Genomic DNA, 18731 nt, shown 5'->3' on the forward strand with positions numbered 1-18731 from the left:
ACCGTGCGGCCGTGGGTCAAGCGGTCGTCGTCGGCGCGAAGCGCCCAATCAGGTCCGCTTGAGGCGCGGTTGCGCGGCTGAGAAAATGGGCAGCAGGGGGACGGCGAACGGCACGACCCCGGCACACGAGGCGACAGCCAACCGAACCGCCCAGCTAACGGGGTAGGCCCGGCGAACCGAGCCGCCCGGCGAACCGAGAGGCCCGGCGAACCGAGCCGCCCGGCGAACCGTCAGGTCGCCCGCAGCCGGCGGCGGGCCAGCCAGGCGTAGGCCGTCCCCAGCACGGCCAGCGCCAGCAGCGCACCCAGCCAGGCGGCCGGGTTGTGGCTCCACAGGGCGTCGTCCGGGGCGTTGCCGACCAGTTCGGTGATGTCGACGGTCGAGGCGGTCGCGGCGTAGCCCCACCGCGACGGCACCAGCCAGGAGAGCTGCGACACCACCGCCTGGCCGGTCACCTCGATCAGCCCGCCGCACAGCACCAGCTGCGCCATGATCGCCACGACCAGCGGGGGCATCGTCTGCTCCGGCGTCGCCACGAGCGACGAGATCAGCAGTCCGAGCAGCGCGGAGACGATGGCGGTAGCGGCCAGCGCCATGCCGACCTCGACCTTGCCGGTGCCGAACAGCACGCCGTCCTCGGGCCCGGCCCGGAACCAGAAGACCAGACGCAGGAGGATCAGCGTCTGGACCACGACGACACCGCAGAACACCACGATCTTCGCCGCCAGGTAGGCGTCGGGCATCAGGCCGGCGGCCCGTTCGTGCCGGAAGATGCGCCGCTCGGCGACGAGGTCGCGGACGGTCGCGGCCATGCCCATGAATGCGGCGCCGACGACGAGGACGACCAGCAGCCGCATGGCCTCGGTGCTGCCGGGGCCGACCGGCCGGCCCAGCCCGGTCTCGTCCGGGATCGCGAACGTCAGCAGCGCGAGCACCATCGGCAGCACCAGCAGGAATCCGGCGTAGCCGCGGTCGGCCAGGATGAGCCGGAGCTGGCGCCGGATCAGCACCCAGGCCTGCTGTCGCCGGCGGCGCTGGTCGATGGCCTGCGGGCCGACGATCTCCGGCGCCTGCCCGGGGGCGTGCGTCCCGCCGGCCGCGCCCAGCCGGGGCAGGCGGCGCGCGTCGGCGGACGGGTCGGCGGCGTCCGGGCGGCCGAAGCCGCTGAGGCGGTCCAGCCAGGTCAGCGGGTTCAGCCGGGTCAGCCGCGCGCCCAGGTCGGGTCCCGCGGGCGGCGGCGGGGAGGGCGGCGGTGTCGCGGCGTTGAGCCGCTCGAAGATGTCGGCCCAGTCGTCGGTGCCGAAGTGCTCCTCGATGCCGCCGGGCGGGCCGAAGTACTCGACCCGGCCTCCGGGCAGCATGATGAGGACGTCGTCGCACAGGTCGAGGTGGGCGAGGTCGTGCGTGGTGACGAGGATCTGCCGGCCGCCGTCGGCGAGTTCGCGCAGCCCGGTCATGATCTGCCGCACCAGCGCGGGGTCCAGTCCGGCCGTGGGCTCGTCGAGGACCAGCAGCGACGGACGGGTGAGCAGCTCGAACGCGATGGCCAGCCGGCGTTGCTGGCCGCCGGACATCCGGCGCACCGGGATGTCGGCGTGGTCGGACAGCGACAGCTCGCCCAGCACGTCGTCGACCCGCTGGCGCCGCTCGGCCGGCGTGGCGTCCTGCGACAGCCGCAGTTCGGCGGCGTACCGCAGCGCCTTGCGGGAGGTCAGCTGCGCGTGCGCGATGGTGTGCTGCGGCACGACGCCGATGCGGCCGTGCACCTCTTCCTGCTGGACGTGCGGGTCGATGCCCTGGTAGCGCACCGACCCCTGCGACGGCTCCAGCTCACCGCTGATCAGCCGCAGCAGCGTCGACTTCCCCGACCCCGACGGCCCGATCAGCGCGACGAGCCGCGGCCCGGCGACGTCCAGCGAGACGCCCGACGTCAGCACCTTGCCGTCGGGCAGCGCGAAGTGGACGTCGCTGACGTCCAGCCCGCCGCTCGACGGTGAGTCCGGCACCGGCAGCACTCCGGCGGCGGTGACGACGAAGCGCACCTTGCCGAACGTGACGATGTCGCCCTCGCGCAGGTGCGCGGTCTCGACGTCGGCGCCGCGGACGAACGTCTGGTGGTGCTTGTCGAGGTCCTCGAGGTACCAGCCGCTGTCGTTCGGGGTGAGCCGCGCGTGGTACTTGGCGGTGAGCAGGTCGTCGATGACGATGTCGTTGTCGGGCGCGCGGCCGACCCGGATCGTCCCCGGCGGCCGGGGTGGCGCGGACTGCGGCGCCGACAGCGACACCACCGGGCCGGACGGCCCGCCCAGCGCGAGGTCGACGCCGCCGTCGACCGGCACCTCGCCGACCCGGACACCGCCCTGCCAGGTGCCGCCGGAGCTCTGCTGGTCGCGGACGACCCAGCCGCTTTCGTACGACACGACCAGGTGGCGTCGTGACACCCTGGACTCGGACACGACGACGTTCGAGGCGGCCGACCGGCCGATCAGTACTTCACCGGCGGTCGGCGGGAAGTGCTGAGCCACCCCGCCGACGGTGACCCGCAGCACACTCACGCGCGGAATGATACGGGCTGGCGCAGGACTTCCGGTGGACCTGCGTATGGTGAGACGGATGTCTCGCATCATGGATGCACGGCACGAGATCGTCCGGACCTCCCGGAGACTGGTGTTCGTGCGTACTGCCGGGGCGAAGGAGGGGGAGTGATGGCCAGCCTGCGCGTGGCACTGCTCGGATGCGGTGTGGTGGGCACGGAGGTCGCCCGTCTCCTGCACGAGCACGCCGACGATCTCGCCGCCCGGGCCGGCGCCCGGCTGGAGCTCGCCGGCATCGCCGTCCGCCGCGTCGGCCGCGACCGCTCCATCACCGGTGTCGACCCCGGCCTGTTCACCACCGACGCCCGCGCCCTCGCCGAGCGCGACGACGTCGACCTCGTCGTCGAGGTCATCGGCGGCATCGAGCCGGCCCGCGGCCTGCTGCTGGCCGCCATGGAACGCGGCGCCTCCGTCGTCACGGCCAACAAGGCGCTGCTCGCCGAGGACGGCGTCACGCTGCACACCGCTGCCGAGAAGCACGGCGTCGACCTCTACTACGAGGCCGCCGTCGCCGGGGCCATCCCGCTGCTGCGGCCGCTGCGCGAGTCGCTGGCCGGCGACCGCATCAAGCGCGTGCTAGGCATCGTCAACGGCACCACCAACTATGTCCTCGACCGCATGGACAGCGAGGGCAGCAGCTTCGCCGAGGCGCTGGAGGAGGCGCAGTCGCTCGGCTACGCCGAGGCCGACCCCACCGCCGACATCGAGGGCTTCGACGCCGCCGCGAAGGCCGCGATCCTCGCCGGCATCGCGTTCCACTCACCGGTGGTCGCCGCCGACGTGCACCGCGAGGGCATCGCCGACGTCACCTCCGCCGACGTCGCGTCGGCCAAGGCGATGAACGCCGTCGTCAAGCTGCTGGCCATCTGCGAGCTGTCGCCCGACGGCCAGGGCGTCGGCGTGCGCGTCCACCCGGCGATGCTGCCGCGCACCCACCCGCTGGCCAGCGTCCGCGGCGCCTACAACGCGGTGTTCGTCGAGGCCGAGGCGGCCGGCCGGCTGATGTTCTACGGCCCCGGCGCCGGTGGCGTGCCCACCGCGAGCGCCGTCCTCGGCGACCTCGTCACCGCCGCCCGCAACCGCATCGGCGACGCCGTCGGACCGCGCGGCTCCTGGTACGCCGACCGCCAGGTCCGCCCGATGGGCGAGACCGTCACCCGCTACCACATCAGCCTCGACGTCGACGACCGCCCGGGCGTGCTCGCGGCCGTCGCCGCGGTGTTCGCCGAGCACGATGTGTCCATCGAGACCGTCCGGCAGCGTTCCGAGGGCCCCGACGACGCCGAACTGGTCGTCGTCACCCACCAGGCCACCGACGACGCCCTGGCCGCGACTGTCGAAGGGCTGACGCGACTCGATACCGTTCGTGCTGTCCTTTCGGTGATGCGGGTAGAAGGCGAGTGACCACCATGGCTGTCGTGACTCAGTCTCGGCTGTGGCGTGGAGTGATCGAGGAGTACCGCGACCGGCTGCCGGTCACCGCGGCCACGCCGGTGGTGACGCTGCGCGAGGGCGGCACGCCGCTGGTTCCGGCGCCGTGGCTGTCCGAGCAGACCTCCTGCGAGGTGTACCTCAAGGTCGAGGGCGTGAACCCGACCGGCTCGTTCAAGGACCGCGGCATGACGGTAGCCATCTCCAAGGCCGCCGAGGAGGGGGCCGAGGCCGTCGTCTGCGCGTCCACCGGCAACACCAGCGCGTCGGCGGCCGCCTACGCCGTCCGCGCCGGCATGCGCCCGGTCGTGCTGCTGCCCGACGGCAAGATCTCCGGTCCGAAGCTGGCCCAGGCGGTCGTGCACGGTGGCGTCATCGCGTCGGTGCAGGGCAATTTCGACGACTGCCTGCGGCTGGCCCGCGAACTGGCCGAGACGTACCCCGTCGCGCTCGTCAACTCGGTGAACCCGTACCGCCTCGCCGGCCAGAAGACTGCCGCGTTCGAGGTGGTCGACGACCTCGGCGACGCCCCTGACCTGCATGTCCTTCCGGTCGGCAATGCCGGCAACATCTCCGCCTACTGGCTCGGCTACTCGGAATACACGGCGTACGCCGCCGATAATCCAGGACCGGCGAAGCGGCGCCCGCGCATGTGGGGCTTCCAGGCCGCCGGCGCCGCGCCGTTCGTGCACGGCGGCCCGGTGTCCGCGCCCGAGACGGTGGCCAGCGCCATCCGCATCGGCAACCCCGCGTCGTGGGATCTCGCCATCGCCGCGCGCGACGACTCCGGGGGCCTCATCGACGCCGTCACCGACGAGCAGATCCTGGCCGCGCAGCAGGAGCTGTCCGGCCGCGAGGGGCTGTTCGTCGAGCCCGCGTCGGCGGCCGGCGTGGCCGGGCTGCTGCACTACAGCCGCACCGGGCGCCTCGACGCCGGCCAGCGCATCGTCGTCACCGTCACCGGACACGGCCTCAAGGACGTCGACACCGCCAGCGCCTACTACGGCGAGATCCGGCCCTACGTGGTCCCGGCGCAGGCCGACGCGGCCGCCAAGGCCCTGGGCCTGGCGTGAGCACGGCCTCCGTCCGCGTCCGTACCCCGGCCACCAGCGCCAACCTCGGTCCAGGGTTCGACGCGCTCGGCCTCGCGCTGTCGCTGTACGACGAGGTCGACGTGACGGCGGAGTTCGGCGGGGCGGCGGCTCCGGTCGAGGTGAGCGTCGACGGCGAGGGCGCGGGGTCGGTGCCGCTGGACGAGCGGCACCTGGTGGTCAGGTCGCTGCGCGCCGCGTTCGCCGAGCTCGGCGAACAGCCGTCGGCGCTGCGGCTGCACTGCCGCAACGCGCTGCCGCACGGCCGCGGGTTGGGTTCGTCGGCGGCCGCCATCGTCGCGGGTGTCGTCGCCGCCCGCGCGCTGACCGGCCTGACGACGCACGACGACGCGCTCGCGGCAGCCGACCGCATCGAGGGCCACCCGGACAACGTCGCCGCCTGTCTCTTCGGCGGTCTGACGGTGGCGTGGCGCGACGACGCCGGCGCCGCCCGTGCCACGCGCGTCGACGTTCACCCCGACGTCGCGCCGGTCGTCTGCGTCCCGTCCTTCGAGGTGTCGACGGAGAAGGCGCGCGGCCTGCTGCCCGACACCGTCCCGCACGCCGACGCGGCCGCCAACGCCGGCCGTGCCGCGCTGCTCGTGCACGCCCTGGGCCGGCGGCCGGACCTGCTGCTCGACGCCACCGCGGACCGCCTGCACCAGCACTACCGTGAACCCGCCATGCCGGCGTCGTTCGAGCTGGTCACGTCGTTGCGGGCGCAGGGGCTGGCGGCCGTCGTGTCCGGTGCCGGCCCGACGGTGCTGGTGCTCGCGACCGGCGACGTCGCCGGCCCTGTCCGGGAGCTCGCCGAAGGGTGGGACGTGCGTCCGTTGCAAGTGGACACGCGGGGTGTCGTTGTGGAGTACGCCACGGCGTGAGCGGTGCGGACGTGGGTGGGTCAAACGGCCTATGGCGTGCTACTCTCGCTGTGCACCGACGTTCTGCTGGTCGGTTTCCCCATGGTGGTGACGTTCGTCGCCGATGGCCATGGTCTTCGCCCAACTCCCCGGGGTCGTTCACGCGAGTCTCGCGGAAGGGTGGCCCATCAGTTCGCGTCGTGCCTTTCCTCGGGAGCCACCCGAGGTGTTCGATGCATCGGCTTGTCTGAACCGATGCCGGTCCAGGGAAGGACCCTGAGTGACTAATACCGAGATCCCCGGCGTCACTGGGACGCCGGACGTTCAGGCGTCGTCTGCCGACGCCACCGCGGCGAAGCGCCCCGCGCGCCGCCGCGCTGCCGGCCTCGAGGGCATGGTTCTGGCTGAGCTCCAGCAGCTCGCCGCCGGCCTCGGGCTGAAGGGCACCGGCCGCATGCGCAAGGGCGAGCTGGTCGAGGCCATCAAGGCGGCTCAGTCCGGCGGCTCGGCGCCGGCCGCTGCCGACACCCTTCCGGTCGAGTCCGCGGCGTCCGCCGCCCCGGCCGTCACCGACACCCCCGCCGCCGACGCGGCGCCCGCCCGCGGCCGTACCCGCCGCCGCGCCGAGCGGCCGCAGGCCGCCGCGGAGAACCGTCCCGACGAGGTCGTGGTCGTCGCGGACACCCCCGCCGCGGAAGCACCGGCCGCCGAGGCCCCGGCCGCGAAGGCCCCGGCCGACGAGGCTCCGGCCGCGAAGGCCCCGGCCGACGAGGCTCCGGCCGCGGAGGCCCCGCCCGCGGAGGCTCCGGCCACCGACGACGAGGCGGCCGAGCGCCGCTCCGAGCGGCAGGACAACCGCCGCAACCGCCAGGGCGGCCGCGACGGCGACCGTCAGAACGACCGCCAGGGCGATCGCGACGGCGGCCGTCAGCGCGACCGCGACAACCGCCAGGACACCAACCGTCAGGACGCCAACCGTCAGGACGCCAACCGTCAGGACGCCAACCGTCAGGACGCCAACCGTCAGGACGCCGACGGCGCCCGTCAGGGTGGCGGCCGCGACGACGCCCAGGACGATGACGACGACCGCGGTCGCCGCCGCCGCAGGCGCGACCGCCGCGGCAGCAACCGCGACCGCAACGACCGCAACGACCGCGACCGCAACGACCGCGACCGCGATCGCCGGGGTGGCGGCGGCCGCGAGCGCATCGAGGAGCCGACCGTCTCCGAGGACGACGTCCTCATCCCGGTCGCCGGCATCCTCGACATCCTCGACAACTACGCGTTCGTCCGCACGTCGGGCTACCTGCCCGGCCCCAATGACGTGTACGTGTCGCTGGCCATGGTCCGCCGCTACGGCCTGCGCAAGGGCGACGCCGTCACCGGCGCCGTCCGGCAGCCGCGCGAGGGCGAGAAGCAGCAGAAGTTCAACGCGCTGGTCCGGGTCGACACCATCAACGGCGCCGACCCCGAGGCGGCCAAGCAGCGTCCGGAGTTCTCGCGGCTGACCCCGCTGTACCCGCAGGACCGCCTGCGCCTCGAGACCGACGCGACGAACATGGCGACGCGCATCATCGACCTCATCGCGCCCATCGGCAAGGGCCAGCGTGGTCTCATCGTGTCGCCGCCGAAGGCCGGCAAGACGCTGATCATGCAGGCGCTGGCACACGCCATCACGCAGAACAACCCCGAGACGCACCTCATGGTCGTGCTGGTCGACGAACGGCCCGAGGAGGTCACCGACTTCCAGCGCACCGTCAAGGGCGAGGTCATCGCGTCGACGTTCGACCGCCCGCCGGTCGACCACACGATGGTCGCCGAGCTCGCCATCGAGCGGGCCAAGCGGCTGGTCGAGCTGGGCCACGACGTCGTCATCCTGCTCGACGGCATCACCCGCCTGGGCCGGGCCTACAACCTGGCCGCGCCGGCCAGCGGCCGCATCCTGTCCGGTGGTGTCGACTCCAGCGCGCTGTACCCGCCGAAGCGGTTCTTCGGCGCCGCGCGCAACATCGAGAACGGCGGCTCGCTGACCATCCTCGCCACCGCGCTGGTGGAGACCGGGTCCAAGATGGACGAGGTCATCTTCGAGGAGTTCAAGGGCACCGGCAACATGGAGCTGCGGCTGCGCCGCGACCTCGCCGACAAGCGGCTGTTCCCGGCCATCGACGTCGACGCGTCCAGCACCCGGCGCGAGGAGATCCTGGTCTCCCGCGAGGAGCTGGCCATCATGTGGCAGCTGCGCCGCGTGCTGTCGGCGCTCGACCCGCAGCAGGCCATCGAGCTGCTGCTCGACCGTCTCAAGAAGACCAAGAGCAACGCCGAGTTCATGCTCACGGTCCAGAAGACGACGCCGGCCGCCGGCGGCAACGGCTCCAAGGACGCCGACTGACGCTGGTCCCACGGTGCCCTGATCGCTCACCGAGCGGTCGGGGCGCCGTCGCGTCCGGCCCCGGGTCGCCGGTCGGACACGACGGTGACGTCACCCGCCACCGGTACACCTCACGCGCCGCAAGACCACACCCGGCGCCGATCCGGCCGTCATCTGGTTCCTCACGCGAGTGCGGTGCTCCCATTTGGCTGCGGCGTCGCGGCCTGGAATACTGATCTGCTGGCTCCGGTTCACGATGCGACGCCCCGTCGTGCCGACCCGGCGGCCCTCGACACGCCAGGAGTACACAGCATGAAGTCCGACATCCACCCGGCTTACGTGGAGACCACGGTCACCTGCACCTGTGGCAACACGTTCACCACCCGGAGCACGGCCGCCAACGGCGTCATCCACGCCGACGTCTGCTCCGCCTGCCACCCGTTCTACACGGGCAAGCAGAAGATCCTCGACACCGGTGGCCGGGTCGCGCGCTTCGAGTCGCGGTACGGCAAGAAGAAGGCCGACGCCAAGTAGTTCTCCGTGGGCGGGGCGTGCGAGGTTCTCCTCGCACGCCCCGCCCCCTTTGTGCCCACGTCGCGTCCTCGGAAGGAGCCCACCCGTGTTCGAAGGTGTCGAGGCGCTGGTGTCCGAGCACGCCGAGCTCGAGCAGCGTCTGGCCGACCCGTCGGTGCATTCCGACCCCGCGCTGGCCAAGCGGCTGAACCGGCGCTACGCCGAGCTGTCGGCCATCGTCGAGGCGTACGCCGGCTGGCGGCAGGCCGGCGACGACCGCGCCGCCGCACTGGAGCTGGCCGCCGACGATTCCGCCTTCGCCGCCGAGGCGGCCGAGCTGGCGACCCGGCAGGACGGCCTCGCCGAACGGCTGCGCATGCTGCTGCTGCCGCGCGACCCCAACGACGACCGCGACGCGATCATGGAGATCAAGGCGGGCGAGGGTGGCGCCGAGTCGGCGCTGTTCGCCGGCGATCTGCTGCGCATGTACCTGCGCTTCGCCGAGCGGGCCGGCTGGAGCACCCAGGTGCTCGACGCCGAGGAGTCCGACCTCGGCGGCTACAAGGACGTCTCCGTGGCGGTGAAGGCCCGCGGCTCCGCCGAGCCCGGCACGGCGCCGTTCGCTCGGCTCAAGTACGAGGGTGGCGTGCACCGCGTCCAGCGGGTCCCGGTCACCGAGAGCCAGGGTCGCATCCACACGTCGGCGGCCGGCGTCCTGGTGCTGCCCGAGGCCATCGAAGACGATGCTGAGGGTGTCATCGATCCCAACGACCTGCGCATCGACGTGTTCCGGTCCTCCGGCCCCGGCGGGCAGAGCGTCAACACCACCGACTCCGCGGTGCGCATCACGCACCTGCCCACCGGCATCGTGGTCTCCTGCCAGAACGAGAAGAGCCAGCTGCAGAACAAGGAGCAGGCGATGCGCATCCTGCGCGCCCGGCTGCTGGCGGCGGCGCAGGAGGAGGCCGAGCGCGAGGCGTCCGACGCGCGGCGCAGCCAGGTGCGCACCGTCGACCGCTCCGAGCGGGTGCGCACCTACAACTACCCCGAGAACCGCATCTCCGACCACCGCACCGGCTACAAGGCGTACAACCTCGACGCCGTGCTCGACGGCGACCTCGGCCCGGTCGTGCAGTCGCTGGTCGACGCCGACGCCGAGGCGGCGCTGGCGGCCACCGCCGAGGGCGGTGACGGCGCATGAGCGCGGCGCCGCTGCTCGAGCAGCTCCGCGTCGCCACCGGAGTGCTGACCGCGGCCGAGGTGCCGTCGCCGCGGCACGACGCCGAGGCGCTGGCCGCGCACGTCCTCGGCGTCGAGCGCGCGACGCTGCTGTCGCAGCCCGACCCCGACGACTCCTTCGCGCCCCGGTTCGAGGAGCTGGTCCGCCGCCGCGCCGGCCGTGAGCCGCTGCAGCACCTCACCGGCCTCGCGCCCTTCCGGCACCTGACACTGCAGGTCGGGCCCGGGGTGTTCATCCCGCGGCCGGAGACCGAGCTGACCGCCGGCACGGCCATCGACGAGGCCCGGGCGGTGGTCGAAGCGGGCCGGGTGCCGGTCGTCGTCGACCTGTTCTCCGGTTCCGGCGCCATCGCCGTCTCCGTCGCCACCGAGGTGCGCCCGGTCATGGTGCACGCCGTCGAGCGCGAGGACGACGCCGTCGCCTGGTTGCGCCGCAACGCCGCCGGCAACTCCGTCATCGTGCACCGCGACGACGTCGCGCTGGTCGCCGAGCGCAGCCTGTCGATGCTGCTGGGGCAGGTCGACGTCGTGGCCGCGAACCCGCCGTACATCCCGGCCGACGCCACCATCCGCGACCCCGAGGTGGCCGAGTACGACCCGCCGGCCGCGCTGTGGTCCGGCGCCGACGGCCTCGACGCCATGCGGGTGCTGGCCGAGGTCGGCGCCCGGCTGCTGCGCCCCGGCGGCCTGCTGGTGGCCGAGCACGCCGACGTGCAGGGCGGGGCGGCTCCCGAGGTGTTCCGTCGGCACGGCTCCTGGGCCGAGGTCGCGGACCATCTGGATCTCGCGGGCCGCCCGCGGTACGTCACCGCGCGTCGTGCGGGATGATGTCTGCGTGAGACCGCTGTACGACTGCTCCGACGAGACCAAGCGGCAGCGCGGCATCGCCGCCGCGGCCCGCGCCATCCGCAACGGCAAGCTCATCGTGTTGCCCACCGACACCGTCTACGGCGTCGGCGCCGACGCGTTCACGCCCGAGGCCGTCGCGGCGTTGCTGCAGGCCAAGGGCCGTGGCCGCGACATGCCGGTGCCGGTGCTGGTCGGCTCACCGGCCACGCTGGGCGGCGTCGCGGTCACCGACAAGACCATCGACGCGCTGGTCGAAGCGTTCTGGCCCGGCGGGCTGACGCTCATCTGCCGCCAGCAGCCGTCGGTGCGCTGGGACCTCGGCGACACCGGCGGCACCGTCGCGGTGCGCATGCCCGACCACGAGGTGGCCGTCGAGGTGCTGAAGACGACCGGCCCGCTGGCCGTCAGCAGTGCCAACGCCACCGGGCAGCCGCCGGCGCGGTCCGCGCGCGACGCCCGCGACCAGCTCGGCGACTCCGTCGCGGTCTACCTCGAGGCCGGCGACACCGAGAGCGACACGCCGTCGACCATCGTCGACGTCTCCGGCGATCTTCCGCGGGTGCTGCGGCAGGGCGCGCTCGGCCTGACCGAGCTGCAGTCCGTCGTTCCCGAGCTGCAGGGCCCGGAAAGCTAGGAGACGGTCGCCCGGTGCGCGAGTATCTACTGACCTTCTTCATCGCGGCTTCGGTCACGTACCTGGTGGTGGGGCTCGCCGGACGGTTCGCGTACTGGGTCGGCGCGGTGCCGCCGACCCGCGACCGCGACGTCCACCGCGAGCCGGTGCCGCGGCTGGGCGGCATCGCGATGCTGGTCGGCATGCTGGTCGCGATGCTCGTGGCCAGCTACCTGCCGCGCATGCGCAACGTGTTCACGGAGTCCAGCGACGCGTGGGCACTGATCCTCGCCGCGGTCGTCATCTGCCTCATCGGCGTCGCCGACGACATCTGGGACCTGTCCGCGCTGGCCAAGTTCGCCGGTCAGGTGGTCGCGGCCGGCCTGCTGGTCGCGCTGGGCGTGCAGCTGCTCTACCTGCCGCTACCCGGCGGCACGTTCGTGCTCGACCAAACCCAGGGCGCCATCATGACCGTCGTGCTGGTGGTCGGCGCCACCAACGCGGTGAACTTCGTCGACGGCCTCGACGGCCTGGCCGCGGGTGTGGTCGGCATCGGCGCCGCGGCCTTCTTCTCCTACGCCTACCTGCTGTCTGTCGAGAACAACAACACCTCGTACATGACGACGTCGGCGCTGGTGTCCGTGGTCGTCGTGGGCATCTGCGCCGGGCTGCTGCCGCACAACGCGCACCCGGCGAAGATCTTCATGGGCGACTCCGGCGCCATGTTGATCGGGCTGCTGCTCGCGGCCGGCTCGATCAGCCTGACCGGCCGGCTGCCCAGCCAGGACGTCGACACCTCCAGCTTCCTGCTCACGCTGCTGCCGCTGGTGCTGCCCCTGGCGGTCATCCTGCTGCCGTTCCTCGACATGATGCTGGCCGTCGTGCGCCGCACCCGGGCCGGCAAGTCGCCGTTCGCGCCGGACAAGATGCACCTGCACCACCGGTTGCTGGAGATCGGCCACTCGCAGTGGCGCGCGGTCGCGATCATGTGGGTGTGGGCGGCGCTGGTCTCCGGCGGCCTGGTGGTCATCGCGCTGGTGGGCGGCTGGACCACCTACGTGCTGCTGGCGCTCGCCGTGGTTGTGATGATCGCCTTCACCACGGGCCATCCGCGCCGCTTGTTCCGCCGTGGACAGCCGTCGACCGTGTGAGAAATGGCACCTCGGGACGGCCAGGTAGGCTGATGCCGCCATGAGCGAATCCCCTTCCCCGCCGCCGCGCCGCCGTAGCCCGGCCGCAGCCGCCCGGCCGGCGTTGCTGCTCACCGCGGCTGCCGGCGCCGCCTGTGCCGTCACGGCCGCGCTGGTCTCCGGCGGCGCCGCCCTGTGGTCCGCCGTCATCGCCGCGGTGCTGGTCATCGCGTTCTTCGCCAGCGGTGCGCTGCCCGTGCTGCTGGCTCGGCACCTGCCGCCCAGCGGGCTGGCCGGCGCCGGCGTGCTGATCGTCACCTACAGCCTGCGGCTGGCGTTGGTCTTCATCGGTCTCGGCGTCCTGACCAGCATCGACAGCATCGACGAGCGCGCGCTCGGGCTGTCGCTGATGGTCTGCGCGCTGGTCTACACCCTCACCTACGCGGTGACGATGTTCCGCGAGAACGCCCGCGGTGCACAGCCCGCGGTACGGACCGGCACACCGAAATGACCTTCGTCTCGACATGCCTCCGCGCCCTTAGTGGGACCCGATTTCGTTACCGGCAAGGGCACCCAGTAGTATTCGAGGCGCCATGAGTCCGGACGATCCTGATGACGTGCGTCAGACGGATCAGAACGGTGCGTGGGATGCCTTCGCACTGGTCGTGTCCGGAGTAGCAGTATGGGGTGGCGTCGGCTGGCTCGTCTCCGAGTGGCTCAACAGCCGCGCGTTCCTCGTACTGGGGCTCTTGGTAGGGATGGGTGCCGCTCTGTACCTCGTATGGGTCAGATACGGTAAGCCCTGACCTGGCCCTTCCCAGACGGGCGCGTCCGCGAGCGCGCTGAAGAAAGGACCACGTGAGCACTCGGATCGTGGCCGAGTCGGGATTCCACAGTCCCGGGCCGGCCGACTTCGATTTCCCGCCGCTCTTCGGCGAGGGCACGTTCTTCACGAAGCCGATGTTGATCGTCGTGCTCGGCACGATCGCCGTCGGCGCTTTCTTCTACTTCGCCGCACGACGCAGCACGCTTGTTCCGGGGAAGTTGCAGTTCGCTGGTGAGGCCGTTTACGGGTTCATCCGCGACGGCGTCGCCCGCGACACGATCGGTCGCGAGGGCATCAAGTACGTGCCCTATCTCGTGACCGTCTTCTCGTTCCTCGCGGTGCTGAACCTCTCCGGCATCATCCCGGTGCTCCAGCTGCCGGCGACCTCGAAGATCGCTATCCCGCTGTTCCTCGCGGTGATCTCGTGGATCATCTACAACTACGTGGGCATCAAGCGCCAGGGCTTCGGCGGCTACTTCAAGAACATGATGTTCCCGCCCGGAGTTCCGAAGGCGATCTACCCGCTGCTGGCACCGCTGGAATTCTTCTCGACCTTCCTCGTGCGGCCGGTGACGCTCACTCTTCGTCTCACGTTCAACATGTTCGCCGGCCACCTGGTCCTGTTGCTGACCATCCTCGGCGGTGAGTACCTGCTCTTCGAATACCAGGGCGTGGCAGGCATCGCCGCGGGCAGCGTCTCCATTCTGTTCAGCATCGTCCTCACGTTCTTCGAGGGTTTCGTCCAGATTCTGCAGGCGTACGTTTTCGTTCTGCTCTCCGCCATTTACATCGGCGGCGCTCTCTCCCACGAGCACTGAGCTTCACCTAAAGGAAAGGAAGAAAGATGGACGGCTCGCTCAACATGGTCGGTCTCGGCCTCGCGGCCATCGGCCCGGGCGTCGGTATCGGCCTGATCTTTGCCGCCTACATCAACGGCGTGGCCCGTCAGCCGGAGGCTCGCAGCGTGCTGCAGGGCATCGCGATCCTCGGCTTCGCTCTCGCTGAGGCGCTGTTCATCATCGCCATCGGCCTCGCCTTCGCCCTCTAGTCATGACGATCTCGATCGCATCGAGCGCCTCGGTCCTCGCCGCGGAGGACGGGCCGAGCCCGCTGCTGCCGCATACGTCCGAGCTGATCGTCGGTCTGGTCGCCTTCGCTCTGCTGTTCTTCTTCCTCCGCGCGAAGGTCTACCCGATCTTCGAGAAGACCTACGCGGAGCGCGCCGCCGCCATCCAGGGCGGCGCCAAGAAGGCCGAGGAGGCGCAGGCCGAGGCTCAGCACCTGCTCGAGGAGTACCGCGCTCAGCTGGCCGACGCCCGTAGCGAGGCGGCTCGCATCCGCGAGGACGCCAAGCAGCAGGGCGCGGCCATCATCGCGCAGGCTCGCGAGGACGCCGAGACCGAGGCCAAGCGGGTTGCCGCGCGGGCCGAGGCACAGCTGCAGGCCGAGCGCGAGCAGGTGCTGCGTGAACTGCGCGGCGAGGTCGGCACGCTGGCGACCACGCTGGCCGGCAAGGTGGTCGGCGAGTCGCTGCAGGACGACGACCGGTCCCGCCGCGTCGTCGAGCGGTTCCTGACCGACCTCGAGACCGCCCAGGCCTCCGACGCCGCGACGCCGGCCAGTGGGGATGCGTGAGCATGCCTGAACACACCCAGGGCGGCGAGCTGCGGCTGCGGTTCGAGAGCATCGTCGACCAGGCCGCCGACCGCGCGTCGGCGGTCGGCGACGCCCTGTTCGCGTTCGCGAACCTGCTCGACTCCCGTCCGTCGGTGCGCCGTGCGCTCACCGACACCGGCCGGACGCCCGACGACCGCGAGGCGCTCGTGCGCCGCCTGGTCGGCGACCGCATCGAGCCGGCCGCGACGGACGTCCTCGCCGCGGCCGCGCGGGAGCGCTGGGCGAACCCGGGCGACCTCACCTCCGCGGTCGAGGAGTTCGGCCTCCAGGCGGTCCTGCTGGCCGCCCGGTCGGGCGGCCGCCTCGACGCCGTCGAGGAGGAGATCTTCCGCTTCGGGCTGGTCGTGCGCGACAACCGCGACCTGCGCTCGGCGCTGATCGATCGCGCCGCTCCCGCCGACGCGCGGGTGGACCTCGTGCGGACGCTGCTGCGCGACAAGGCGGCACCCGAGACCGTCGCGCTCATCGAGCACGCGGTCCTGGACCGCCGGGCGCGTAGCCTGGAAGCGGAGCTGGCTCGCGTCGCCGACTTCGCCGCCCGGCTGCGCCAGCGCCGGGTGGCCGTGGTCCACGTCGCCGCACCGCTTGCCGTCGAACACCGCGAACGGCTGGAACGAGCGCTGGCGGTCCGCGTCGGCGGCCCGGTCCTGCTGAACGTCGTCGTCGAGCCTGACGTCGTCGGCGGCATCCGGGTCGAGCTCGGCGACGAGGTCGTCGACGGCACCGTCACCAGCCGCCTCGACGCCGCCCGCCGCCAGCTCGTGGTGAGCTGACCGGCACCCCCCAGACTTGAGACCACCGTTCGAAGCGAGAGAGCAGGAGCAACGATGGCGGAGCTGACTATCCGTCCCGAGGAGATTCGCGAGGCGCTCGACGCCTTCGTCGAGTCCTACCAGCCGGCGGCCGCCGTCCGCGAAGAGGTCGGCCACGTCGTCATCGCCGGTGACGGCATCGCCCGGGTCGAGGGCCTGCCGTCGGCCATGGCCAACGAGCTGCTGGAGTTCGAGGACGGGACCCTCGGGCTGGCGCTGAACCTGGACGTGCGCGAGATCGGTGTCGTCGTGCTCGGCGACTACGCCGGCATCGAGGAGGGCCAGACGGTCCGCCGCACCGGCGAGGTGCTGTCGGTCCCGGTCGGCGACGCCTTCCTCGGCCGTGTGGTCGACCCCCTGGGTGCCCCGCTCGACGGGCTCGGCGAGATCAAGGCCGAGACCCGCCGCGCGCTGGAGCTGCAGGCGCCGACCGTCGTCCAGCGGCAGAAGGTCGCCGAGCCGCTGCAGACCGGCATCAAGGCCATCGACTCCATGACCCCGATCGGCCGGGGCCAGCGGCAGCTGATCATCGGTGACCGGCAGACCGGCAAGACCACGGTCGCCGTCGACACCATCCTGAACCAGCTCGACAACTGGAAGAGCGGCGACAAGAAGAAGCAGGTCCGCTGCATCTACGTCGCGACCGGTCAGAAGGGCTCGACCATCGCGGGCATCCGGCAGCAGCTGGAAGAGGCCGGTGCGCTCGAGTACACCACCATCGTGGCCTCGCCGGCGTCCGACGCCGCGGGCTTCAAGTACCTGTCGCCGTACACCGGCTCGGCCATCGGCCAGCACTGGATGTACCAGGGCTACCACGTCCTCATCGTCTTCGACGACCTGTCGAAGCAGGCCGAGGCCTACCGCGCGGTGTCGCTGCTGCTGCGCCGCCCGCCGGGCCGCGAGGCGTACCCCGGCGACGTCTTCTACCTGCACTCGCGGCTGCTCGAGCGCTGCGCGAAGCTGTCCGACGACCTCGGCGGCGGCTCGATGACCGGCCTGCCGATCATCGAGACCAAGGCCAACGACGTGTCGGCGTTCATCCCGACCAACGTCATCTCGATCACCGACGGCCAGTGCTTCCTCGAGTCGGACCTGTTCCACTCGGGTGTCCGCCCGGCCATCAACGTCGGTATCTCGGTCTCCCGCGTCGGTGGCGACGCGCAGATCAAGGCGATGAAGTCGGTCGCCGGCACGCTGCGCCTCGACCTCGCGCAGTACAACGAGCTCAAGGCGTTCGCGGCGTTCGCGTCCGACCTGGACCCCACCAGCAAGGCGCAGCTGAACCGCGGCGAGCGGCTCACGGAGCTGCTCAAGCAGCCGCAGTCGGCGCCGCTGTCGGTCGGCCGTGAGGTCGTCTCGATCTGGTCGGGCACCACCGGCAAGCTCGACGACGTCCCGGTCGAGGACATCCGCCGGTTCGAGGGCGAGTTCCTCGACACCGTCGTGCGCGAGCAGAGCGCGGTGCTCGAGAACATCGAGTCCAGCGGCAAGCTGTCCGACGACGACATCGCGACGCTCGAGCAGGCGGTCGACGCCTTCAAGCAGACGTACGTCACCGTCTCGGGCCAGCCGCTGATCAAGGACGAGCCGGTCGAGTCCCTGGGCGAGGGCGAGGAGGACCTGACGGTGCTGCGGCGGCGCACACGCGACGCGCAGGACATCCAGGAGGCCGCTCGTCCCGACGCGGGCGAGTGAGCGTGACCGTCATGTCGTACCGAGGCCCTGAAGGGAGGTCGCACGCGTAATGGGAGCTCAAATTCGTGAGCTGCGGCAGCGCATCCGCTCCGTCGAGTCGATCAAGAAGATCACCCGCGCCCAGGAGCTCATCGCGACCTCGCGGATCGCGCGGGCCCAGCAGTACGCCGAGGCCGCGCGGCCGTACAGCCAGGCGCTGGTGCGGGCCATGGAGGCCGCGGCCGAACGGGCCCGGCTGGACAACCCGCTGCTCGAGGGCGTCGAACAGCCGCGCCGGTCGGCGATCCTCGTCGTCAGCAGCGACGGCGGCTTCGCCGGCGCCTACTCCGCCAACGTCATCCGGCAGAGCGAGGCGCTGGCCGGCCTGCTGCGCGAGCAGGGCCAGGAGGTCGTGCCGTACGTCGTCGGCCGCAAGGGCGTCAGCTGGTTCACGTTCCGCGGGCGCGAGCTCGGCGGGCAGTACGTGGGCTTCACCGGCCGGCCGTCCTACGCCGACGCGCGGCGCATCGCCGACGACCTCCTCGAGGCCATCAACACCCCGACCGAAGAGGGCGGCGTCGACGAGATCCACATCGTCTCGACGCACTTCCGCAACATGGTCACGCAGCAGGTCCGGGCCCGCCGGCTCTTCCCGATCATGGTCGAGGACGTGCCGGAGGAGCTGCACCACGCCGAGGCCGGCGCGGTGCGGACCGACGACGGCGGCCCGAGCGGCTCCGCCGGCTCCTCCAACGGACGGCCCGCACGCACCGACGTGCTGCCGCTCTACGAGTTCGAGCCGTCGGCCGACGAGGTGCTCGACGCGCTGCTCCCGCAGTACGCCGGCAACCTCGTCTACACCGCGCTGCTCGACGCCGCCGCGTCGGAGTGGGCGGCCCGGCGCCGGGCCATGAAGAACGCCACGGACAACGCCGGTGAGCTGCAGGAGACGCTCACCCGCCAGTCCAACTCGGCTCGCCAGGCCGAGATCACCCAGGAAATCAGCGAGATCGTCGGCGGCGCGGACGCGCTGGCGTCCGCAGGGAGCGAGTAG

General features: G+C 71.9%; 17 protein-coding genes. 16 read left to right on the forward strand and 1 reads right to left on the reverse strand.

Annotated elements, in window-relative coordinates; genetic code table 11:
- Positions 1-230 precede the first annotated feature (230 nt).
- Positions 231-2555 carry an ATP-binding cassette domain-containing protein gene (locus DZA62_RS30490; protein ID WP_198664371.1) on the reverse strand — a complete coding sequence of 775 codons (2325 nt, stop codon included), beginning with the start codon at positions 2553-2555 and terminating at the stop codon, positions 231-233.
- A gap of 150 nt (positions 2556-2705) precedes the next feature.
- Here DZA62_RS30490 and DZA62_RS30495 point away from each other — a divergent pair, with 150 nt between their 5' ends.
- The 16 genes from DZA62_RS30495 to DZA62_RS30575 all read left to right on the forward strand — a co-directional run bounded on the left by DZA62_RS30495 (position 2706) and on the right by DZA62_RS30575 (position 18731).
- The gene (locus DZA62_RS30495) at positions 2706-3998 is read left to right on the forward strand and encodes a homoserine dehydrogenase (protein WP_198664372.1); all 1293 of its coding nucleotides are present in this window, start codon (positions 2706-2708) and stop codon (positions 3996-3998) included.
- A gap of 5 nt (positions 3999-4003) precedes the next feature.
- Entirely contained in the window at positions 4004-5098 is a 1095-nt protein-coding gene (gene thrC, locus DZA62_RS30500) for a threonine synthase (protein ID WP_116952829.1), read from the forward strand.
- Positions 5095-5997 (forward strand): homoserine kinase, encoded by a 903-nt coding sequence (gene thrB / locus DZA62_RS30505; protein WP_116952741.1) that lies wholly within the window; start codon positions 5095-5097, stop codon positions 5995-5997. Before thrC ends, thrB begins: the two co-directional genes overlap by 4 nt.
- 259 nt (positions 5998-6256) lie before the next feature.
- Positions 6257-8365, forward strand: coding sequence for a transcription termination factor Rho (rho, locus tag DZA62_RS30510; RefSeq protein ID WP_232827650.1), 2109 nt, complete (start codon positions 6257-6259; stop codon positions 8363-8365).
- A 291-nt stretch (positions 8366-8656) separates the two neighbouring features.
- Positions 8657-8878, forward strand: a complete 222-nt coding sequence (gene rpmE / locus DZA62_RS30515; protein WP_092623147.1) for a 50S ribosomal protein L31 — start codon at positions 8657-8659, stop codon at positions 8876-8878.
- Positions 8879-8963: 85 nt separating this feature from the next.
- Entirely contained in the window at positions 8964-10058 is a 1095-nt protein-coding gene (gene prfA, locus DZA62_RS30520; protein ID WP_116952742.1) for a peptide chain release factor 1, read from the forward strand.
- Positions 10055-10924 carry a peptide chain release factor N(5)-glutamine methyltransferase gene (gene prmC / locus DZA62_RS30525; RefSeq protein WP_116952743.1) on the forward strand — a complete coding sequence of 290 codons (870 nt, stop codon included), beginning with the start codon at positions 10055-10057 and terminating at the stop codon, positions 10922-10924. Before prfA ends, prmC begins: the two co-directional genes overlap by 4 nt.
- A gap of 7 nt (positions 10925-10931) precedes the next feature.
- On the forward strand, positions 10932-11579 hold the full coding sequence (locus tag DZA62_RS30530) for an L-threonylcarbamoyladenylate synthase (protein WP_116952744.1): 648 nt from the start codon (positions 10932-10934) through the stop codon (positions 11577-11579).
- Positions 11580-11593: 14 nt separating this feature from the next.
- Positions 11594-12709: a glycosyltransferase family 4 protein gene (locus DZA62_RS30535; RefSeq protein WP_116952745.1), complete on the forward strand. Its 1116-nt coding sequence runs from the start codon at positions 11594-11596 to the stop codon at positions 12707-12709.
- Positions 12710-12749: 40 nt separating this feature from the next.
- Positions 12750-13199 (forward strand): hypothetical protein, encoded by a 450-nt coding sequence (locus DZA62_RS30540; RefSeq protein WP_157988008.1) that lies wholly within the window; start codon positions 12750-12752, stop codon positions 13197-13199.
- A 347-nt stretch (positions 13200-13546) separates the two neighbouring features.
- Positions 13547-14332 (forward strand): F0F1 ATP synthase subunit A, encoded by a 786-nt coding sequence (atpB, locus tag DZA62_RS30550; RefSeq protein WP_116952748.1) that lies wholly within the window; start codon positions 13547-13549, stop codon positions 14330-14332.
- 26 nt (positions 14333-14358) lie between these two features.
- Complete coding sequence (gene atpE / locus DZA62_RS30555; protein ID WP_116952749.1) at positions 14359-14562, forward strand: ATP synthase F0 subunit C; 204 nt, start codon at positions 14359-14361, stop codon at positions 14560-14562.
- Between the two features lie 14 nt (positions 14563-14576).
- The gene (locus DZA62_RS30560) at positions 14577-15149 is read left to right on the forward strand and encodes a F0F1 ATP synthase subunit B (protein WP_198664388.1); all 573 of its coding nucleotides are present in this window, start codon (positions 14577-14579) and stop codon (positions 15147-15149) included.
- A 2-nt stretch (positions 15150-15151) separates the two neighbouring features.
- On the forward strand, positions 15152-15964 hold the full coding sequence (locus tag DZA62_RS30565; protein WP_116952751.1) for a F0F1 ATP synthase subunit delta: 813 nt from the start codon (positions 15152-15154) through the stop codon (positions 15962-15964).
- A gap of 54 nt (positions 15965-16018) precedes the next feature.
- On the forward strand, positions 16019-17698 hold the full coding sequence (gene atpA / locus DZA62_RS30570; RefSeq protein ID WP_116952752.1) for a F0F1 ATP synthase subunit alpha: 1680 nt from the start codon (positions 16019-16021) through the stop codon (positions 17696-17698).
- Positions 17699-17747: 49 nt separating this feature from the next.
- Positions 17748-18731: a F0F1 ATP synthase subunit gamma gene (locus DZA62_RS30575; protein WP_116952753.1), complete on the forward strand. Its 984-nt coding sequence runs from the start codon at positions 17748-17750 to the stop codon at positions 18729-18731.

Origin of the sequence: Jiangella endophytica (genome assembly GCF_003427025.1) — a bacterium.
In the GTDB taxonomy this organism is placed as follows: domain Bacteria; phylum Actinomycetota; class Actinomycetes; order Jiangellales; family Jiangellaceae; genus Jiangella; species Jiangella endophytica.